This window comes from Hyphomonas sp. GM-8P (assembly GCF_003263315.1).
GTDB lineage: Bacteria > Pseudomonadota > Alphaproteobacteria > Caulobacterales > Hyphomonadaceae > Hyphomonas.
Genome location: NZ_AWFE01000072.1, coordinates 110,688 through 130,233 on the forward strand (window position 1 = coordinate 110,688; position 19,546 = coordinate 130,233).

Genomic DNA, 19,546 nt, shown 5'->3' on the forward strand with positions numbered 1-19,546 from the left:
GCCTTCTGCGTGCGAAGTGCATAGTCAAGGGCCGGGAGGACACGGAATGGCCAGCGGAAACACGAATCTGGAAACTGCCACAGCGCTGGACACAGCTGCGCTGGTTCGAAGCGGTCAAATCAGTGCGGTAGAGGCCTGCGAGGCGGCCATCGAGCGGATCGAGGCGAAGAACGGCCCGCTGAACGCCGTGGTCGTCAAGGACTATGACCGTGCGCGCGCCGCCGCAAAGGCCGTGGATGAAAGCCGCACAGCAGACGACGCCCGGCCATTCCTGGGTGTGCCGATGACGGTGAAGGAAGCCAATGATGTCGCGGGCCTGCCGACGACCTGGGGCTTCGAAATGTTCGCGAACTTCCAGCCGCAGGAAGATTCGCCACCCATCGCCCGGCTGAAGGCGGCAGGCGCCGTGATCCTCGGTAAGACGAACGTGCCAGTAGCGCTGGCAGACTGGCAGAGTGTGAACCCGGTTTATGGCCGCACGGTGAATCCCTATGACCACAGCCGTACGCCAGGCGGGTCTTCCGGCGGATCAGCCGCGGCGCTTGCCTCCGGCATGGTGCCGCTGGAGCTTGGCTCGGACATCGGCGGGTCGATCCGCTTCCCTTCAGACTTCTGCGGCGTATGGGGACACAAGCCGACCTATGGCATCGTACCGTTGAAGGGGCATAACGTGCCGGGTACGGATGGTGTGGATGTGCCACTGGCGGTGGTCGGCCCGATGGCCCGCAGCGCGGCGGATCTGAAAGCCGCGCTGGAAGTTGTCGCCGGACCCCTGAATACCGGCTGGAAGCTGGACCTGCCTGCAGCTCGGCACAGCTCGTTGAAGGCCTTTCGTGTACTCGTCCTCTCGGCGGACGACATGCCGCCCGTCGATGACGAAGTCGCCGCCCCGATTGAAACGCTCGCGGGCGCGCTGGAGAAACTCGGCGCCACGGTTATCCGCAAGGTGCATGGCCTACCGGACTTTGCCAGCGTGCATGAAGACTATCTACGACTGCTGAATACTGCGATCATGCGCGGCACGCCCGACGCCCGGCCCATCGATGCGCACACCTACATGAACCTGCTGGACGCCCAGTTGAATCTTCAGCGCCAATGGGCAAACTTTTTCCGCGACATTGATCTTGTCTTGTCGCCCGCCTTCAGCACGGCGGCGTTCCCGCATACGGACGAACCGGACTGGAGCAAGCGGTCAGTGATCGTAAACGGGCAGGCCGTGCCCTATGCGACGCAGCTGATGTGGGCGGGGCTGGCGACTTTTCCTGGCCTGCCGTCGACTGCCGTACCACTGGCGCGCACATCGGAAGGCTTGCCGACAGGCATGCAGGTGGTCGGCAATCTCTATGAAGACCGCACGACGCTGGCATTTGCAGAATTTCTTCAGGCGGAAGGGCTGTCGGCCTAGTCGGTGACCGGCAGGTCCAGCAATAGGGCCGGGTCGATATAGAAATCGCCGCCCCGGTTGCTCGCTTCCGGATTGCGCCACTTCACGGCCCAGTGCAGGTGCGGGCCCGTGGTGCGGCCGGTGTTGCCGGATTTTGCCAGCAGGTCGCCGCGCGCGACCGTGTCGCCTGCTTCCACGTCCACTTCCGACAGGTGCATGAACACCGAGACGAGGCCATGGCCATGGTCGAGGAAGATCGCGCCGCCCTCATAGTAGAGGTCGGGATCGGCGAGGATCACCGTACCGGCGGCCGGAGCCACGATTGGCGTGCCGACCGGTGCGGCCATGTCATAGCCCTGATGGACGGAGACGGATTCGCACGGCTCGCCGGTTACCTTGCTGACGCCGATATATTTCCGCGTCGGGCCGAAGGGCGATGAAGCCGGTGCGTCAGCGGGTTTGATAAAGCCCGTCAGGGCGCCGGGACCGTCATTGAACGTCGCGAACGCGTCCTGCTTCTTCACCCAGGAGCGGGCGGCATGGGCTTTTTGTTCTTCGCTGCGCGCATCGACCTTGTCGCAGTCAAAGCCCTTGATTGTGCGGAAATCGTCATGGCGCGTTTCAATGGCCAGATCGCCGAACGCGCCTGTGTCCGATGACCAGCCGATCACCGAAGGCGCGTCGGTCGCGATACCGAATTGGGCAGAGCCTGATTTCCCGGCGGTCAATTTCCGGCCCGCGACCGTGAACACGGTGCCTGGCGCGCCATGGCAGATGATGAGCCCGCCCTGAGTCAGCGCACCGTCGCAACTTTCCTGGGGTGCCGGAGGAGGTGTGACGGCTGTTTCGGCTCCAGCCATCGGCGCAGCGAGGCATGCACCTGTGCACATCACCACCATCAGGAGCATGTCACGCATCATGCGTGCATCAGTCCTTCGCCGGGACCATGCGGGATGAGGCGGCGTCCGCATCCCAATAGGCTTCCTGCCGGTCGACACTCCAATAGCGCAGGGCCTGGACCGGGATTTTCCGGCTGGTAACGGCGCAGATAACATAATCGCCCGGTGCGAGCACTTCGATGTCGGCATCGAGATAGCGGAGGCGGGCTTCGCCGGCGGGTTGGCTGGATCGTTTAAGCATGGGCAGGAGCATGCCTGAAAGCCGCTTGAAAGAAAAGAGCAGCCTGCAGGAAGTTTCCTGTTTGTTCCGCAGAACAAACGTGGTACACACGATTCAGATGAGGCGACCGGGGGGCCTTGCCAAAAACACCCCCATAGTGGACCAAAGGAGACGACTCATGGCGAAACCAGCGCTGCAACTCGTGGACAAGGAAACCGGCGTGGACAAGCAGAAGGCTCTCGAAACGGCGCTCAGCAATATTGAACGGTCCTTTGGCAAGGGCTCGGTCATGCGCCTCGGTGACAAGAAGGCCATGGATGTCGAAGCCGTTTCAACGGGTTCGCTCGGGCTGGACATCGCCCTCGGCATTGGCGGCCTGCCGAAAGGCCGCATCATCGAGATCTACGGCCCGGAAAGCTCGGGCAAGACGACCCTGTCGCTGCACAGCGTGGCCGAAGCGCAGAAGAATGGCGGTGTGTGCGCCTTTATCGACGCCGAACACGCGCTGGACCCGGTCTATGCTGCCAAGCTCGGTGTGGACCTGGACGATCTCCTGATCTCGCAGCCGGACACGGGTGAGCAGGCGCTTGAAATCGCCGACACGCTGGTACGGTCCGGCGCGGTGGACCTTCTGGTCATCGACTCCGTGGCGGCCCTCACGCCGCGCGCCGAACTGGAAGGTGAAATGGGCGACTCGCTGCCTGGCCTGCAGGCCCGCCTGATGAGCCAGGCGCTGCGCAAGCTGACGGGTTCGATTTCCAAGTCGAAATGCATGGTGATCTTCATCAACCAGATCCGGATGAAGATCGGCGTCATGTTCGGCAGTCCGGAAACCACGACCGGCGGTAACGCGCTGAAATTCTACGCCTCCGTCCGCCTCGACATCCGCCGCATCGGCGCGATCAAGGACCGGGACGAAGTGATCGGCAACCAGACCCGCGTCAAAGTGGTGAAGAACAAGGTGGCCCCGCCTTTCCGGCAGGTCGAGTTCGATATCCTCTATGGCGAAGGGATCTCCAAGACGGGTGAACTGATCGATCTCGGCGTGAAAGCCGACGTGATCGAGAAATCCGGCTCCTGGTATTCCTACAATGGAGAGCGGATCGGCCAGGGCCGTGAGAAAACTCGCCAGTTCCTGAAGGAGAACCCGGCCATTGCGGACGAAATCGAAGATGCCGTCCGTCGCAATGCCGGCCTGCTCGCCGATGAGCTGCTCTCGGCCGGCATGGAGAACTCAGAAGAAGACGATACACCGGATGCTGCCGAGGGCTGATCGGGGCTGACCGGCCCGCTCTCTCGCGTTTTCCCTGCAGAAAGCGTCCTCTCAGGGCCGGTTTCCACTCTCTCGTCCGGCAAACTGGCCCCTTTGTGGTGCGCCAATCTTGGCGTGCGGCAAAGGGGCCTTTATATCGCGCGTAAAGGCCCCGCGCCGGATTCGGCGTTTCGGGACAATTTTATACGCCGAGGACCCTGAGATCATATGACCAGCGTAAACCAGATCCGCGAAGCTTTTCTCGCCTATTTCGAGAAGCACGGGCACACCCGCCGGGCGTCTGCGCCGCTGGTGCCGCAGAACGATCCGACCCTTCTGTTCGTGAATGCCGGCATGGTGCCGTTCAAGAACATTTTCACCGGGGCCGAGACGCCGGACTCCCTGCGTGCAGTGACCTCGCAGAAATGCGTCCGCGCCGGCGGCAAGCACAACGACCTCGACAATGTCGGCTATACGGCCCGCCACCACACTTTCTTTGAGATGCTGGGGAATTTCTCCTTCGGCGACTATTTCAAGGACGAAGCCATCGCCTTCGCCTGGGAAATGGTGACGAAGGAATTCGGCCTCGATCCGAAGCGCCTGCTTGTCACGGTCTATTCCGAGGACGACGAAGCCGCTGCTATCTGGAAAAAGGTCGCCGGGTTCGACGACTCCAGGATCATCCGTATCTCCACCTCGGACAATTTCTGGTCCATGGGCGATACCGGTCCGTGCGGCCCATGCTCCGAAATCTTCTACGACCATGGTGAAGACATTCCCGGCGGCCCCCCTGGCAGCCCGGATGAGGATGGTGACCGGTTCATCGAGATCTGGAACCTCGTCTTCATGCAGTTCAACCAGCTGGCTGGCGGCAAGCGCGAAAACCTGCCGAAACCGTCCATCGACACCGGCATGGGCCTGGAGCGGATTTCCGCCGTGCTGCAGCACGTTCACAATAATTACGAAATCGACCTGTTCCGTAGCCTGATCGAAGCGGAAGAAAGCGTTTATGGAACAAAGGCGGCGGGCGACAAGCTGGCCTCCTTCCGCGTCATTGCGGACCATCTGCGAACGTCCGCCTTCCTGATCGCCGACGGCGTTCTGCCGTCGAATGAAGGCCGCGGCTACGTTCTGCGCCGCATCATGCGCCGCGCCATGCGCCACGGCCACTTGCTGGGCGCGCGCGAGCCGGTGATGCATAAGCTGACCCCGGCCCTGATCAGCGAAATGGGCGAAGCCTATCCGGAGCTCGGCCGCGCCAAGGCCGCCATCGAAGCTGCCCTGGAACAGGAAGAGGCCCGCTTCCAGCGCACGCTGGGCAATGGCTTGTCGCTGCTGGAGAAAGAAACCGAAACGCTGAAGGCAGGCGCCGCCCTGCCGGGCGAGACCGCCTTCAAACTGTACGACACTTATGGCTTCCCGCTGGATCTCACGCAGGACATCCTGCGCGCCCGCGGCATGACGGTCGATGTCGATGCGTTCGATGCTGCCATGGAAGTGCAGCGCGAAGGCAGCCGCGCAGCCGGCTTTGCGTCCGGCGATCAGGCAACGGATGAAATCTGGTTCCGCGTCCGCGACAAGGCCGGTGCCACAAAATTCACAGGCTATGGCAATATGGAAGGTTCCGGCAAGCTCGTTGCGATTGCGGCTGGCGGGGCGCTGGCCGACACGCTGTCGCCCGGCCCGGCAGAACTCGTCTTCGACACGACACCGTTCTACGCCGAATCCGGCGGCCAGGCGGGTGACCATGGCGAGATCGTCTTCGAGGGCGGCGCGCGCTTTATCGTGCGCGACGTGCAGAAACGCGCCGGTGACGTGCATGTTCATATCGGCGAGCTCGTATCTGGTACTGCGAAGACCGGCGCCAAGGCGCAGCTGCATGTCGATGCCGTCCGCCGCAAGGCCGTGATGGCGAACCATTCGGCGACGCACCTGATGCACGCCGCCCTGCGCAAGGTGCTGGGCGAGCATGTCACGCAGAAGGGCTCCCTCGTGGAGGCCGATCGCCTGCGCTTCGACTTCTCGCATGGCGGCCCGCTCAGCGCGGCCGAGATCGAGGCCGTGGAAGACGAGGTCAACGCCCAGATCCGTGCGAATATGCCGACCGGCATTCAGGTGACGTCACCGGAGAAGGCCATCGAGGCAGGCGCACTGGCGCTATTCGGCGAGAAATACGGCGATGAAGTCCGTGTGCTGTCGATGGGAACGGGCGACGACCGGCGCTATTCGGTCGAGCTTTGCGGCGGCACGCATGTGGAACGCGCTGGCGATATCGCCGTGTTCGTCATCACGTCGGAAAGCGGCGTGTCCGCCGGTGTCCGCCGGATCGAGGCTGCCACAGGCGCCGAAGCGCTCGCTTACCTGAAAGGCCGTGCCCAGATCGGCGCCGACATTGCCGACAGTCTGAAAGTGCCGCTGAAAGACCTGCCGAAGCGTGTCGCCACGCTGGGCGAGGAAAAGCGCAATCTTGAGCGCGAACTGGCCGAAGCGAAACGCAAGCTCGCGATGGGCGGCGGTGGCGGTACCCCGGCTGGCCCGGAAGAGATCAATGGCGTGAAGCTGCTGGCCCGCGTGGCCGAGGGCGTCGGCGGGAAAGACCTGCGCGCCCTCGTCGATGAAGCGAAGACGCAGATCGGCTCCGGCATTGTGGCCTTTGTCGGCGTGGCCGATGGCAAGGCCGGAGTCGCCGTGGGCGTCACAAAAGACCTGACGGATAAGTTCTCCGCTGTCGATTTGGTCAAGGCCGCGTCCGAAGCTGTTGGCGGCAAGGGCGGCGGCGGCCGGCCCGACATGGCCATGGCCGGCGGCCCGGATGGCTCGAAAGCCGAAGACGCCCTGAACGCCGTCCGCGCGATCCTGAAGGGCTAGGCATCGCAGCAAAGATATAAAGGCGGGCCGGTTCTCCCGGCCCGCCTTTTCCTATTGTGCCGGGCTGAAGACGGCTTGCTGCTGCGCGGCTTTGAACACCGGAATGGCCAATACCGTCGCCATGACCAGGGCCAGCGCATCCGACACCGGAAACGCGAACCAGATCGCCTGTGCGCCTTTCACCACAGCGAATGCCGCGATCATGGCGGGCAACAGGACGAAGGCTTTGGACAAGGTCAGCAGGCCCGCCTTCTGCGGTAATCCAATGGCCTGGAAGTACATCGCCAGCGACAGGACTGGTCCGGAAAACATGTAGAACACGCCCATGGGCCGCAGAATGTCTGCCACAAGCTCAATGATTTTCGGATTGCCGATGAACGCCGCGCCTATGATGTGTCCGCCTGCCAGGAACAACACTTCCACGCACATGCCATAGACCAGGGCGGTCAGCATGGCGATCTTGAGGACACGCCGTACCCGGTCATGCAGGCCTGCGCCCCAATTGTTCCCGGCGATGCTTTGCAGGGCCAGCGCGATGGCCATGCTGGGCAGGAAGGCAAAACCGAGCACGCGGGTCACGATGCCATAGGCGGCGATCGTGTCCGCATAGCCTGCACCGGCCGTCAGGCGCAGCGCGAGGATGACGCACGAAGACACAAGCGCGATGCCGATGAAGCTGAGGCTGAGCGGCGCGCCGAGCCCGGCGAGCGTGCCCCATCTCCCAGTCCAGCGATGGCGGCGCAAGGCAGACAACGGCACCGCGTCTTGCCCGCGTCCGCGCAGCAACACGAGTAGGAAAAGCCCGAAGACCTGCGCCAGCACGGTGCCCCAGGCAGAGCCTGCCACGCCGAACTCCATCATGCCGATCAGCACATAGTTCAACGCAATGTTCGCGAGCGTCACGCCGACGGACAACAGGGCGACGAGCCCGGCCCGGCCTTCGTTCCGCCAGATGTCCGCATGCAGACCGAGGGCAAACTGAACGGGCACCGCAAACACGGTGATCGCCATATAGGTGTATGCCATGCCGGCGATGGCCGGATCGGACGCGGAAAGCTGGTCCGCTACCACGCGTCCGCCGCCGAGAAAGGCGATCATCACAAAAGCTGCGATGGAAAGGGCCAGGCCATGGGCGCGGGCGACGGTTGCCCCGGCGCCGTCGGTATCGCCTGCGCCTAATTGGCGGGCGAGCAGGCTGGACATGCCGCCGCTGACCAGGTTCGTCAGCGCGATCAGCACCATGACGGCGGGAAAGACGAGGCCAATGGCCGTCATCGCTTCCGTGCCGACGAAATGGCCCAGGAAGGCCGCATCGATAATGTTGAGCAGCCCGTTCATCAGCATGATCAGCATCATGGGCAGCGCGTTGAGCACAAACACCCGGCCGGGTGGCAGATGCAGGAAACGATTGTCGGGCGATGGTCGTGAAGACATCACACACTCCTCAATGGAGGCATTCCGACTGGGATGGGGGCCTGCATTACCCACCGTCGAAATGCATCGAGGGTGAGGGATAGATGTCTTGAAAGAGCTTCACCGTGACGAGACGTCTGCAGGCGGCAGGTGCTCAGGACCTTGCGGGGGCCAATAGTCCGGTCCGGGGCGGTCTGTCAATCGGGGATCGGGGGGTGAGGCAGTAAGAGCGCCTGCTTGCGCGGCGCGCATATCTTTCCTCTTTTTGATCCACCGGATCAGGCGAGGCTTTCGCTTGCGCTTCAGTCATTCTCAAACTGAAATCGATCCGCCGGATCGATTTCTGCGGTTGCGCGTCACCATTTGAGAATGGTCGGAGTGAGAGGATTCGAACCTCCGGCCCCTGCCTCCCGAAGACAGTGCTCTACCAGGCTGAGCTACACTCCGCGCCGAAGAACGGGCTGTTTACGCCCCGCGGCGGATTTTGCAAGGGGGCAAAAGCGGGCGGGTGCAGCTTATCCGGCAACAGGAAGCGCGGGCTCGGCCGCGCCGGGCGCCCATTGCGGATATTTCGCCATGATGGCGCGGAAGCGGGCACTGTCCTTGTGCCCGGCCAGCCAGGTTTTGACCGGGCCGGGCGCGGCGGTCTCCCACCAGTCCAGGTCGATGTGGGCGAACTGGCGCACGAAGGGGAAGATGGCCATGTCAGCCAGCGTCGGCGCCGGGCCGAAGAGCTGCCCGCCATGGTCCGCGATCTGCTCCGACAGGCTCTCGAGGATGGCCAGCCCCGCGTCGCGGTTCTCCACCGGGTCTGCGCCCTCATCCTCATACCGGTTCGGGTATTTGTAACGGTCGAGCGCGCGTTTGAACGGCCCGTCATTCTGGGCGATCAGCGCGTCGGTCTCCGCCGCATCGGCGCTGAGCCAGCCTTTGGGATCCGCCTCAGCCAGCGCCCAGCGCATCACGTCGAGGCTTTCGTCGACCACCTCGCCGTTTGGCAGCACCAGCACGGGCACAGTGCCTTTGGGGCTCGCCTTCAGCATCGCCGCCGGCTTGTCGCGCAGCACCACCTCCCGCACGCGAATGTCCAGCTGCGCCACCGACAGGGCTAGCCGCGCGCGCATGGCATAAGGACAGCGGCGGAACGTGTATAGGATCGGTGCGGCTGGGTCCGGCATCACTTCGCGGGAAAGCCTTCCGGGTATTCCGGAAGAGCATCTTTCGGGTCGTACCAGCTGGCGCAATCAGACCGCCAGATATGGCCCAGCGGATTGCCTTCGATCTCTGTGTCGAGGCAGCCGAGCCGCAACAGCACGACAGGCTGGTTCACCCGCTCCGCCATGATCTGAGATCCGCATTTGGTGCAGAAGTGGCGGAATTTGCCCGTGCTCGATTCAAACCGGTTCAGCGCCTCTTCGCCTGCCGTCCAGCGGAACGCGTCCCGCGCGACCGGCATGACGGAGGAAAACGCCGCGCCGTGCGCCTTGCGGCAGGTGTGGCAATGGCAGTGGATGATCGGGCCAGGATCGGCGGTCACTTCGTAGCGCACCGCGCCGCAGAGACAGCTGCCCTCAAGCATCTTCGGTTCCGGCAGCCTCAGCCTCTGCCTCTTTTGCCTCCAGAGCTTCTTCGCGGCGGCGGGCGGCGACGGCGGCAGCGTCGGGGCCCATATGCGCCTCGCCGCGTTCGCGCGCGAGGTTGATCTGCTTCTGGCGCTCGGCGAAGCGGCGCTTCTGGTCCAGCGTCATTTCGTCGATACAGTGCGGGCAGGACACGCCGGGCACATAGGCATTGCCCTTCTTGTCGTCCTCGGTGATCGGCCGCTTGCAGGCGTGGCACATGTCATAGTCGCCGGGCGTCAGATCGTGCTTCACCGAGACGCGCTCGTCGAACACGAAACATTCGCCGCGCCACAGGCTTTCTTCTTCAGGAACCTCTTCCAGGTATTTCAGGATGCCGCCGTGCAGATGGTAGACGTCGTCGATGCCTTCAGCCTTCACGAAGCTTGTCGCTTTCTCGCAGCGGATGCCGCCGGTGCAGAACATGGCGATCTTCGGCTTGCGGCCTTCGGCTTCGAGTTTTTCGCGGAAGGCACGGAACCATTCCGGAAATTCACGGAAGGTCTTCGTCTCCGGGTCGATGGCGCCCTCGAACGTGCCGATGGCGTACTCATAGTCGTTGCGCGTATCGATCAACACCGTCTCCGGGTCACTGATCAGCGCATTCCACGCGTCCGGCGCGACATAGGTGCCGACGAGGGCATTCGGGTCCGTGCCCGGTACGCCCATTGTGACGATTTCCTGCTTCAGGCGCACTTTCAGGCGCAGGAACGGGTTCTCGTCCGCTTCGGAGAATTTCGCCTCCAGCGCCTCGGCTCCTGGCAGGGCACGCAGCGCGGCGAGCGCCGTATCGATGCCTTCGGGGCTGGCGGCGATGGTGCCGTTCACGCCTTCGGCGGCCAGCAGCACGGTGCCTTTGACACCGGCCGCCTCCAGCGTGGCTCGCAGCGGCTCGCGCGCGGCCTCGAATGTGGGGAACGGGAAGAACAGGTAGAAGGCGGCGATACGTGTGGTCATGGGCCGAGCTTATGACAGATTGTCCGGCAGATTTGAACATTCGGCTGCACGCGGCAAAAAGCCGGTGCGCCGTTCATAGGCATCCGGTTCGCTTTGCCGCATGCAGGTCCGGTTTCGATTGCACCGCACCGGGGCTTCGCTTACCGTCCGCTAGGTAAAGCCCATGGAGACTTTAATGAAGATTCGTCAAACCACCTTTGCCGTCGCCGCGATTGCCGGCGTTTCCCTGCTCGCCGCTTGCGGCGGCAGCGACAGCAGCGCGCCAGCAGCAGACACCGCCGCGCCGGCGGCTGAAGAAGTCGTGCTCGACAACGGCATGACGCCGAAGGAGCAGATCGAGCTGCGCCAGGGCCAGCTGAAGAAAATGGGCAAGGCGTTCAAGACGATCAGCGACGAGCTGAAAGCCAGTGAGCCGGACATGGCCGCCATCCAGGCGGCTGCTGCCAGCGTGCCGGTGGAATCAGAAGGTATGGCAGACTGGTTCCCGGCCGGCACCGGTCCGGACTCCGGCGTGAAGACCGATGCGCTGGCGGCCATCTGGGAACAGCCGGACCTCTTCACCGAGAAAGTCTCCAACTTCCAGATGGCAGCAGGCGCTCTGGCAACGGCCGCGGAGACTGGTGATCTGGCTGTTATCGGCCCTGCCTTCGCCACGACTGGCGGCACCTGCAAGTCCTGCCACGAAACCTTCCGCGCGGACGATTGATCCGTCATGGCCGGCAGCACGCGCATCCTCGTCTGGGACGGGGCCCTGCGCCTGTTCCACTGGTCCGCTGTCCTTCTCGTCGCTGCTATGTGGTGGACGGCGGAGAATGGCGTGATGGACTGGCACAGGCGGATGGGCATGATCCTTGTCGGCCTGCTTGCCTTCCGGATCGTCTGGGGGCTGATCGGTCCGCAGACGGCCCGGTTCGGCAGCTGGCGCATCGGCCCGGCCGCCATCCTCGGCTACATCCGGAACCTGCGCAGAGGCGTCCACAAGCCGAGCTTCGGGCACAATCCCATGGGCACGCTCAGCGTCATTGCCATTCTGGCGGCGCTGTTCGTGCAGGTGGGCACGGGCCTCTTCGCGGTGGATGTGGACGGTCTGGAATCCGGCCCGCTGGCGTCGCTCGTCTCGTTCGAGGCCGGGCGCCAGGCGGCGGAGATTCACGAGATTAGCTTCAACGTCCTGCTGGCCCTGATCGGACTGCACGTTGCGGCTATTGTCACTTACCTGTTCTTCTTCAAGGACAATCTCGTCCGCCCGATGGTCACCGGCCGCCGGGCCAGTGAAGACTTTGGCGATGCTTCCTTAAGCGATGCAAGGCTTTCCTGGCTGCGCCTCACCATTGCGGTCGCCGCAGCGTTTGCCGTCATGTGGGGCGTTTCGAACGCGGGCTGATCGACCCCCCCGCTAGTTGCCTGCCATTGCCTCGTCAGCTGCATGCTCGATCATCCGGCTGATGTGGGAGTTGCGGTTCCGCAGAAACTCCGTCAGCAACTCCGGATAATCCGCACGCACCGCGCCGCGCACCGAAGTGCGGGCAGCAAGGCCTGCGCGCCATTCGGCCAGCGCCGGAAGGCCGTCCATCAGCGACAGGCCTGCCTGCGCCTCGAATGTGTCGAAGTACCGGAAGACCGGGCCATAGACAGCGTCGACCAGCCCGAACGTCCCGCCGTTGAAATAGGGTCCATCCGGACGGCTGGCGCGTTCCGCTTCCAGGCGTTCGAGGCTCGTTCTCAGCGCGTGCGCTTCCTTGTCCAAGGCTGCTTCGTCTTGCGCGTTGTAGAGACGGGATATGCCGGACAGAATGGCAGAGCCGAATTCCATCCAGCCGCGCTGGCGTGCGCGTTCCAGCGGTTCGGAAGGATATAGCGGGTTCGGCTGGGTCTCTTCGAGATATTCGAGGATCACGGCGGATTCGAAGATCACCGCTTCGTCGTCGCCGGTGCCGACCTTCAGGAGCGGCACCTTGCCCAGCGGCGACATATCCAGAAACCAGTCCGGCTTGTTGGAAAGGTCGATATCGATACGCTCGAACGGGATGCCTTTTTCGGCAAGGGAAATAGCGGCGCGTTGCACATAGGGGCAAAGCTTGTGGCTGATCAGGGTCAGGGGCGCCATACTCTCATCCTCCTCTTGGAGGGACGACGTGGGAATGGCTCCGGCAGGCACAATACGCGCTAACGGGAAGTTGATCAGTACGTCAGCCAGTCCGGCACAGCTTCCAATGCCGGCTGATGAAAAAAGCCGGGGACGCGGCAGCGCGCGTCCCCGGCCTTCCGAGGCAACCCCATCCTACTCGGCAGCGACGGGTTGGATCCGACCGGTTTCAAGCGGACGCTCAAGCGCCGCCCAGTCGATCTCCGCATCGGTTGCCGCATTCTCATACTGCAACACGCCGAGCGCCTCGAACTTTGGCTTCACTTTCTCGGTCAGCAGGCCGACCCGTTTCAAGTTCGGGATCATCCGCTCAAAGAGGAAATTGCGGAAGGCCTGTCCGCCCGCTGAGTCGATGGCGGCGCGGCGCGCTTCCTCGCGGTCGAAGCCGAACTCTTCCTCCACCACGGTGGAGAACAGCCGTTCGCGCATGATGGCGCAGGCTTCATAGGCGAACTGGGCGCGTTCCTCGATTTCCTCTTCCGGCAGCGACTTGATCCAGTCTTCCAGATAGTTGACGCCGAAGGCGACGTGCCGGCCCTCGTCACGCATCACCAACGTCACGATCTGGCGCAGCAGCGGATCGCGCGTCGTCTGCGCCATGGTCTGGAATGCGGCCAGCGCGAGCCCTTCGACCAGCACCTGCATGCCGATGAATTTCAGGTCCCAGCGCGGATCGGTCAGGATCTTGTCGAGCAGCAGCTTGAGGCTCGGATTGATCGGATATTCCACCCCGCAGCGCGTGCGCAGGTATTTGTTGAAAACTTCCACATGGCGCGCCTCGTCGAACGTCTGCGAGGAGGCATAGAGTTTCGCGTCATAGGTCGGCGCGCAGGAGACGAGCTGGGAGGCGACCATCATGGCGCCTTGCTCACCGTGCAGGAATTGCGACAGCACCTGTGCCTGCGAGCGCCAGGCATATTCATTCTTTTCATTGTCGCTCATGGCGCGATAGATCGGATGATCGTGCAGCGGATTGAGGCCGGCCTGCGAGGGGCCTTCGCTCTTGTCGAAGGGCACGTCCCAGTCGACATCGAGCTCGGCGTTCCAGTTGAAACGCTTTCCGAGTTCATAAAGGCGGCGGATCTTCGCGTTCGCGCTTTCATAGTCCCAATTGTAGGAGCCGGTCAGCGGCGTGTTGAAGATTTCGCGGATGATTTCGACGTCTTCGGGCGTCAGCTTGTCTGCCAGTTCACCGGGATCCTCGAAGGTGCGGACATCGGTGGGCGGGGCGTCGACGAGATGGACTTTCATGGCATTTCTCCCAGTTTATCGCCGGCCATGAACGGGCGGACTGGCCGGATTGGAGAAACGCTAACTCCTCAAAAACAGGGGCAAAATACGGAAAATGACGTAGGCGTCATTTTTTTTAGGTTAAATTTTGGACAGGTTCGGCGGGGCCGTTTCTATGCTTCCAGCCAGTTCCGCAGGGCCTGCGTCATGGCCTCCGGCTGTTCCAGCGGGGTCATGTGGCCGGCATTCGGGATCATGACGAGATCGGCCCCCGGTGTCAGGGCGGCCATCTCGCGGTGGCTTTTCGGCGTGGTGAGCATATCCTCTTCTCCGCAGGCGACCAGCACAGGGCAGTCCAGCGCTGCCAGCGCATCCCGGTTGTCGGGGCGGGGCAGGCGGGTCTGGCGGGCGAAGACATCGGCGCCGAGACGTTCGGTCATCGCACGGATCTCGGCCACCAATGCTGCATTCTCCCGGTTCTGCGGGGAGAGATAGGCCCCGGCCAACTGGTCGCTGAAGCCATGGAAGCGCGTCGAGCGTTCTGCCATATCGGCCGTCTTGCGCCGTGCGGCGAGCGTCTCCGGCGTGTCGGGCATCATGGTCGTATCGAGCAAAGCGAGCCGGCTGATCCGCTCCGGCGCCTGGCGCACCATGTCCATGGCGACGATGCCGCCAAAGGAGAAGCCGGCGAGCGCGAATGTGTCCTCCGCCATGGACAGCACAGACGCGGCCAGCTCCGCGAAGGAGCGTCCGCGTGTCACATCTGCCACGACCGGGCGGCAGACATCGGCGAGGGCTGCGACCTGATGGCGCCACAGGCCGTCATCATTGAGCCGGCCGGGAATGAGGATCAGCTGCGGCAGGGCCATGCGGGTCGGGTCTTATACGGTCAGGACGCGCGGCAGCTTGAAGGTCACCGTTTCGCGGGCGGTCTCGATGTTCTGGACGGTTACGTCAAACCGGGACCGGCAGGACGCGATCACGCCCTGCACCAGGTCTTCCGGCGCGCTCGCTCCTGCGGTGAGGCCGAGGATGGTGACGCCATCGAACCAGTCCCAGTCGATATCGTCGGCGCTGGCGACCAGTTCGGCCCGCGCGGCGCCTGCGCGCAGGGCGACTTCGACGAGGCGTTTCGAGTTGGAGCTGGTTTCCGCGCCGATGACGAGGACGAGACCCGTGCCTTCGCCGATCACTTTCACCGCTTCCTGGCGGTTGGTGGTGGCGTAGCAGATGTCTTCCTTGTGCGGGGTCGAGATGCCCGGGAACCGCCTTTGAAGCGTCGCCACGATGTCGGCTGTGTCGTCCACGCTGAGCGTGGTCTGGGTGACGAAGGCGAGGTTTGCCGGGTCCATCGGCTGGAAGGCCTCGGCATCCTCGACCGTCTCGATCAAATGGATGCGGCCGGGCGGCAGCTGGCCCATCGTGCCGATGACTTCCGGGTGTCCGGCATGGCCGATCAGCACGATCTCGCGGCCCTCGCGGTCATGGCGTTCGGCTTCGACGTGTACCTTGGAGACCAGCGGGCAGGTCGCATCGACATAGATCATGTTGCGGGACTGGGCCTCCGCCGGCACCGATTTCGGCACGCCATGGGCGGAAAAGATGACCGGGCGGTCTTCCGGGCATTCGTCCAGTTCTTCGACGAAAATGGCGCCCATTTCCTCCAGACGGGAGACGACATGGGCATTGTGGACGATCTCGTGGCGCACATAGACCGGGGCGCCCCATTTCCCCAGCGCTTCCTCGACGATCTGGATGGCACGATCCACCCCGGCGCAGAAGCCTCTCGGGGCGGCGAGGCGGATTGTAAGCGGGCGCCTTTCCGTCATTTCATCTCGTCTCCGGTTGCCTTGGCGACCTACCTGCCTTAGCGGCGTTGCACGGGGGCGCGTAGCCCTTTAACACAGGCCGGGCAAGTTCAGATGGGGCCGCCGGGCCGCCAAGCCAAGAGATACGCCCAGAGATAAGCCCAGAGTTTCTGGCCAAGAAGGACAGCGAAACGCATGCGCATCATCCTACCGATCCTCGCCCTGGCACTGGTGGCCGGCTGCTCCAGCACCAAGGACCTGGCCGAGTCGCTCGACACCCGCCAGAACGCCGGTGCCTGTCCGCCGGTCGGATCGATCTATGATGCCTCCCGGATTGTGGAATTCCGCGACGGTTCGGACGAGCTCTACACCGATATCCGCTACACCGGCGAAATCACCGATGTGCGCAGCTTCTGCCGCTATACCGGCGACAATCCGCTGACCGCCGAGCTGGAAGTGGACTTCGCCTTCGGCAAGGGCGCCGCAGCCGAAGCGAATTCGCACGATTTTGCCTACTGGGTGGCCGTCACGCGCCGCAACGGCAAGGTGCTGGCGAAGGAATACTACACCGTCACCGCCAAGTTCGAGGGCGGCAGCAAGCTCGACGGCACGTCCGCCAGGATCGACCGGATCACCATTCCCCGCGCCGATGAGACCATCGCCGGCTCCAACTTCGAAATCGTGGTCGGCTTCGACCTGACCGAGCAGGAGCTGGAGTTCAACCGCGCGGGCAAACGCTTCCGCATGGACGCCGGGTCCTGATCCATGGCCAGCCTGATGAAAGACCTGTCGGCGGCCGCCAGCGCCGCCTTTGAGGCCATGGGCCTCGAAGCCCGCTGGGGCGATGTCCGCCGGTCCGACAAGCCAGAACTGGCAGACTTCCAGTGCAATGGTGCGATGGGCGCGGCCAAGAAGGCCGGCAAGATCCCGCGCGACGTGGCTGCCGAGGTCGCCGCCGCGCTGAAGGAACATGAGATGGTCCTGTCGGCGGAAGTTGCCGGGCCGGGCTTCATCAACATCCGCGTGTCGGACGAGGCGCTGGCCGCCCGCGCCGAAGCTGTGCGGGGCGAGAAGATGTCTGGCGCCGAAGGCGCGCCGGACCGGCAGGTCACTGTCATCGACTTCGGCGGCCCGAACGTTGCCAAGCCGATGCATGTCGGCCACCTCCGCTCGGCCGTGATCGGCGACACGCTGCGCCGCCTGCTGACCTTCCTCGGCGATGATGTGACGGGCGACGTCCACCTCGGCGACTGGGGCCTGCAGATGGGCCACCTCGTCACCGAGCTTCAGGACGAGCAGCCGGACCTCATCTATTTCGATGCCTCTTTCGAAGGGCCGTACCCGGAGGATCCGCCGGTCACGATCGACGACCTCGCCCGCATGTATCCCGCCGCCAGCGCCAAGGCGAAGGACGACCCGGCACGCCTCGAGCGCAGCCAGAAGGCTGTCGCCGAGCTGCAGGCCGGGCGCCCCGGCTACCGCGCGCTGCTGAAGCATTTCATCGATGTCTCGGTCGCCGCGCTGAAGATCGACTATGAATTCCTGAACGTCCATTTCGACCTCTGGAAGGGAGAAAGCGATGTCGACGACCTGATCCCGGAACTGGTCGAGCGGTTCAGAAATGCTGGCATTGCCGAAGAAGACGCCGGCGCCGTGATCGTGCGAATTGCGCGCGACAGCGACAAGAAAGAAATGCCGCCCGTCATGCTGATCAACAGCCGCGGCGGCACCGGCTATCACACGACCGACCTCGCCACGATCATGGATCGGATGGAGAACCTGAAGCCGGTGCCCCAGCGCATGCTGTACGTGGTGGACCAGCGTCAGGCGCTGCACTTCGAACAGGTCTTCCGCGCCGCCGAAATGGTCGGCCTGATCGATGAAGGCCGCCTCGAACATATTGGCTTCGGAACGGTCAACGGTCCGGACGGCAAACCCTTCAAGACCCGCGAAGGCGGCGTCCTGCGCCTGGCTGACCTGAACGCCATGGCGCTGGAAGAGGCGCAGAAGAAGATCGTCGAGGCGGGCAAACTGCCGGAAGACATGGGCGCAGAGGAACGCGATCAGGTCGCCGCGAACGTTGCGCTCGCCGCGCTACGCTTCTCGGACCTGATGAATACGCGGACCACGAACTATGTCTTCGACCTCGACAAGTTCACGAGCTTCGAGGGCAAGACCGGGCCGTATCTGCTATACGCCGCCGTGCGCGTGAAATCATTGCTGCGCCGCGCCGAGGCCGACGGCAACAAGGCAGGCGACATTGTTATCGGCCACGATGCCGAACGTGCGCTGGTCCTGCAGCTCGACCATTTCGCGACCGCCTGCCTTCAGGCGCGCGAAAAGCGCATGCCGCACGTCCTGTGCGAGCATCTCTACAATCTGGCGCAGGCCTTCAGCAGTTTCTATGCGGCCCTGCCGATTGCGGCGGAGTCGGATGATGCCACGCGCGCCAGCCGTCTCGGTCTTGCCTCTGCGGTGCTGAAACAGCTGGAGACGGGCCTGGACCTTCTGGGCATTCGCGTGCCGGAACGGATGTAACGGCGCCCGCGCGCTCAAGACAGCAGATCTGAATGAAGGCCACGGCCTGCAGTGCGGCCAGCATCAGCGCGGGCAGGAACACGGCGTCCGTCGGCATCATGCGGCGGAAGTGGCGCGGGTCCGGGTCTCCGCTGATCCAGTAGAGCGCCGCCACGGCCGGGATCAGCAGCACGATGACGGCGTCGAATATCCGGTGCAATCTGCGCTGGTGCCTGTGGTCCGCCGCATGCCGGGGCAGCAACAGCGTGCCGAAAGACCAGGCCGCGTACCAGATCACGCCGCCGGCCAGCAGCCAGAGATTGGCGTGCAGTTTTGCGCGCTCCAACACGAAGGCGAAGCTCTGGTCCGGCTGCCGCTCCAGCAGGAAACTGCCCAGCCACAACCACGGTCCGCCAGCGAGAAAGGCGGTAGTCCAGCAGGCATGGCGGGCAGGGGCGCGCAGGCGGGTCATGGGAGGGCTCCGAAGGTCGGCTCCCGATGTGGCATGTCCCGGAAATCCGGAAAAATCACATGGGCTCACACTTGCGTGGGCGGCGGGTGATACGGGTAAGTCCGGTATAGTCCGTCATGGTCTTGGATGATCATGCCTGGTCATGGCGTAGACGGATTTGGTGCTGGTGTGATCATTCCCCACACGCGTCACGCCCGCTGGCCAACGGCCATCTCCGAACGCGCAGGCAAACACGTCAAGTCATGACGTTCCCGAGGTCATGTTCAGAGCTGGATCCCCAGACCGTTGCGCGGTCGGGGATGACGCAAGTGGGGCGCTATCCACCAGCCCGATGCACTGAACCTGCTGCAATCACTGCCTCAAGAACAAAACTATCCGACACCTCTGTATCCGGATGTATATTGCCCGGCATGTCGCTGTTTCGCCTTCCTCCGGGCTGCCCGCCGCAGCTTGCCTTTCTCTGGCCCCTGATCTGGGTCCAGATACTGATGCTGCGCGCGCAGATCTGGGCGGCCTATGGTCGGGGTGTGAAGTATCGTTGGAGCGTGACGGACAATCTCCGTCTACCTGGTCAGCATCGACTGGATTCCGGGGTAGAAAAGCGAACGCGGGTGGCTGAAGCCGCGTGCGCATTCCAATGACCGCCTCGCTGCGGCCTGCGACGGCCGGGCGGCGGCGCCAGAATATCTCCACCTGCAGCCCCTCATCTCAACACTTGCTCCGGCGGACGACGCGCGTCTGCGTGTCGTCGAAAGCCGAGG

17 protein-coding genes and 1 tRNA gene are annotated in these 19,546 nt (G+C 63.6%); 7 read left to right on the forward strand and 11 right to left on the reverse strand.

Annotated features, from left to right (window positions below; all coding sequences use genetic code 11):
- Window positions 1-46 precede the first annotated feature (46 nt).
- Window positions 47-1,405, forward strand: coding sequence for an amidase family protein (locus tag HY26_RS10890; protein ID WP_112073592.1), 1,359 nt, complete (start codon window positions 47-49; stop codon window positions 1,403-1,405).
- Here HY26_RS10890 and HY26_RS10895 read toward each other — a convergent pair.
- Together HY26_RS10895 and HY26_RS10900 are read right to left on the reverse strand one after the other, a co-directional pair.
- A complete protein-coding gene (locus tag HY26_RS10895) occupies window positions 1,402-2,304 on the reverse strand; it encodes a M23 family metallopeptidase (protein ID WP_233351601.1) in 903 nt (300 codons plus the stop codon). The two genes, HY26_RS10890 and HY26_RS10895, sit on opposite strands and share 4 nt — an antisense overlap.
- 7 nt (window positions 2,305-2,311) lie before the next feature.
- Window positions 2,312-2,524, reverse strand: coding sequence for a DUF2093 domain-containing protein (locus HY26_RS10900; protein WP_034766366.1), 213 nt, complete (start codon window positions 2,522-2,524; stop codon window positions 2,312-2,314).
- Between the two features lie 157 nt (window positions 2,525-2,681).
- Here HY26_RS10900 and recA point away from each other — a divergent pair, with 157 nt between their 5' ends.
- Window positions 2,682-3,776, forward strand: coding sequence for a recombinase RecA (gene recA / locus HY26_RS10905; protein WP_034766085.1), 1,095 nt, complete (start codon window positions 2,682-2,684; stop codon window positions 3,774-3,776).
- 207 nt (window positions 3,777-3,983) lie between these two features.
- Entirely contained in the window at window positions 3,984-6,623 is a 2,640-nt protein-coding gene (gene alaS / locus HY26_RS10910) for an alanine--tRNA ligase (RefSeq protein ID WP_034766088.1), read from the forward strand.
- A 51-nt stretch (window positions 6,624-6,674) separates the two neighbouring features.
- Here alaS and HY26_RS10915 read toward each other — a convergent pair whose 3' ends face one another.
- The 5 genes from HY26_RS10915 to HY26_RS10935 form a co-directional block, all read right to left on the reverse strand.
- A complete protein-coding gene (locus HY26_RS10915) occupies window positions 6,675-8,057 on the reverse strand; it encodes an MATE family efflux transporter (RefSeq protein ID WP_112073594.1) in 1,383 nt (460 codons plus the stop codon).
- 349 nt (window positions 8,058-8,406) lie between these two features.
- Window positions 8,407-8,483, reverse strand: a tRNA-Pro gene (locus HY26_RS10920).
- 68 nt (window positions 8,484-8,551) lie between these two features.
- Window positions 8,552-9,214, reverse strand: coding sequence for a glutathione S-transferase (locus tag HY26_RS10925; protein WP_112073595.1), 663 nt, complete (start codon window positions 9,212-9,214; stop codon window positions 8,552-8,554).
- A complete protein-coding gene (locus HY26_RS10930; RefSeq protein ID WP_112073596.1) occupies window positions 9,214-9,615 on the reverse strand; it encodes a GFA family protein in 402 nt (133 codons plus the stop codon). The genes HY26_RS10925 and HY26_RS10930 overlap by 1 nt, the downstream gene beginning before the upstream one ends.
- Window positions 9,608-10,612, reverse strand: coding sequence for a rhodanese-related sulfurtransferase (locus tag HY26_RS10935; RefSeq protein WP_051599896.1), 1,005 nt, complete (start codon window positions 10,610-10,612; stop codon window positions 9,608-9,610). The genes HY26_RS10930 and HY26_RS10935 overlap by 8 nt, the downstream gene beginning before the upstream one ends.
- Window positions 10,613-10,787: 175 nt before the next feature.
- On the opposite strand from HY26_RS10935, the gene HY26_RS10940 reads away from it, so the two are divergent.
- Window positions 10,788-11,318, forward strand: a complete 531-nt coding sequence (locus HY26_RS10940) for a cytochrome c (protein ID WP_051599899.1) — start codon at window positions 10,788-10,790, stop codon at window positions 11,316-11,318.
- Window positions 11,319-11,324: 6 nt separating this feature from the next.
- Window positions 11,325-11,996, forward strand: coding sequence for a cytochrome b/b6 domain-containing protein (locus HY26_RS10945; RefSeq protein ID WP_112073597.1), 672 nt, complete (start codon window positions 11,325-11,327; stop codon window positions 11,994-11,996).
- A 12-nt stretch (window positions 11,997-12,008) separates the two neighbouring features.
- Here HY26_RS10945 and HY26_RS10950 read toward each other — a convergent pair whose 3' ends face one another.
- From HY26_RS10950 to ispH, 4 genes are all read right to left on the reverse strand, one after another.
- A complete protein-coding gene (locus tag HY26_RS10950) occupies window positions 12,009-12,719 on the reverse strand; it encodes a glutathione S-transferase family protein (protein ID WP_112073598.1) in 711 nt (236 codons plus the stop codon).
- Window positions 12,720-12,893: 174 nt separating this feature from the next.
- Complete coding sequence (locus tag HY26_RS10955) at window positions 12,894-14,009, reverse strand: ferritin-like domain-containing protein (RefSeq protein ID WP_112073599.1); 1,116 nt, start codon at window positions 14,007-14,009, stop codon at window positions 12,894-12,896.
- A 152-nt stretch (window positions 14,010-14,161) separates the two neighbouring features.
- A complete protein-coding gene (locus HY26_RS10960) occupies window positions 14,162-14,857 on the reverse strand; it encodes an alpha/beta fold hydrolase (protein ID WP_034766195.1) in 696 nt (231 codons plus the stop codon).
- Between the two features lie 12 nt (window positions 14,858-14,869).
- The gene (gene ispH / locus HY26_RS10965; RefSeq protein WP_034766197.1) at window positions 14,870-15,817 is read right to left on the reverse strand and encodes a 4-hydroxy-3-methylbut-2-enyl diphosphate reductase; all 948 of its coding nucleotides are present in this window, start codon (window positions 15,815-15,817) and stop codon (window positions 14,870-14,872) included.
- A gap of 174 nt (window positions 15,818-15,991) precedes the next feature.
- Here ispH and HY26_RS10970 point away from each other — a divergent pair, with 174 nt between their 5' ends.
- A complete protein-coding gene (locus tag HY26_RS10970) occupies window positions 15,992-16,558 on the forward strand; it encodes a hypothetical protein (protein WP_065382912.1) in 567 nt (188 codons plus the stop codon).
- 3 nt (window positions 16,559-16,561) lie between these two features.
- Complete coding sequence (argS, locus tag HY26_RS10975; protein ID WP_112073600.1) at window positions 16,562-18,334, forward strand: arginine--tRNA ligase; 1,773 nt, start codon at window positions 16,562-16,564, stop codon at window positions 18,332-18,334.
- The last annotated feature ends 1,212 nt before the right edge of the window (window positions 18,335-19,546 follow it).

Coding starts and splice junctions, on each gene's coding strand:
- HY26_RS10950 (WP_112073598.1), bottom strand. CDS start 12,719: ATGGCGCCCCTGACCCTGATCAGCCACAAGCTTTGCCCCTATGTGCAA.
- HY26_RS10895 (WP_233351601.1), bottom strand. CDS start 2,304: ATGATGCGTGACATGCTCCTGATGGTGGTGATGTGCACAGGTGCATGC.
- recA (WP_034766085.1), top strand. CDS start 2,682: ATGGCGAAACCAGCGCTGCAACTCGTGGACAAGGAAACCGGCGTGGAC.
- ispH (WP_034766197.1), bottom strand. CDS start 15,817: ATGACGGAAAGGCGCCCGCTTACAATCCGCCTCGCCGCCCCGAGAGGC.
- alaS (WP_034766088.1), top strand. CDS start 3,984: ATGACCAGCGTAAACCAGATCCGCGAAGCTTTTCTCGCCTATTTCGAG.
- HY26_RS10970 (WP_065382912.1), top strand. CDS start 15,992: ATGCGCATCATCCTACCGATCCTCGCCCTGGCACTGGTGGCCGGCTGC.
- HY26_RS10900 (WP_034766366.1), bottom strand. CDS start 2,524: ATGCTTAAACGATCCAGCCAACCCGCCGGCGAAGCCCGCCTCCGCTAT.
- HY26_RS10940 (WP_051599899.1), top strand. CDS start 10,788: ATGAAGATTCGTCAAACCACCTTTGCCGTCGCCGCGATTGCCGGCGTT.
- argS (WP_112073600.1), top strand. CDS start 16,562: ATGGCCAGCCTGATGAAAGACCTGTCGGCGGCCGCCAGCGCCGCCTTT.
- HY26_RS10915 (WP_112073594.1), bottom strand. CDS start 8,057: ATGTCTTCACGACCATCGCCCGACAATCGTTTCCTGCATCTGCCACCC.
- HY26_RS10960 (WP_034766195.1), bottom strand. CDS start 14,857: ATGGCCCTGCCGCAGCTGATCCTCATTCCCGGCCGGCTCAATGATGAC.
- HY26_RS10890 (WP_112073592.1), top strand. CDS start 47: ATGGCCAGCGGAAACACGAATCTGGAAACTGCCACAGCGCTGGACACA.
- HY26_RS10955 (WP_112073599.1), bottom strand. CDS start 14,009: ATGAAAGTCCATCTCGTCGACGCCCCGCCCACCGATGTCCGCACCTTC.
- HY26_RS10925 (WP_112073595.1), bottom strand. CDS start 9,214: ATGCCGGACCCAGCCGCACCGATCCTATACACGTTCCGCCGCTGTCCT.
- HY26_RS10945 (WP_112073597.1), top strand. CDS start 11,325: ATGGCCGGCAGCACGCGCATCCTCGTCTGGGACGGGGCCCTGCGCCTG.
- HY26_RS10930 (WP_112073596.1), bottom strand. CDS start 9,615: ATGCTTGAGGGCAGCTGTCTCTGCGGCGCGGTGCGCTACGAAGTGACC.
- HY26_RS10935 (WP_051599896.1), bottom strand. CDS start 10,612: ATGACCACACGTATCGCCGCCTTCTACCTGTTCTTCCCGTTCCCCACA.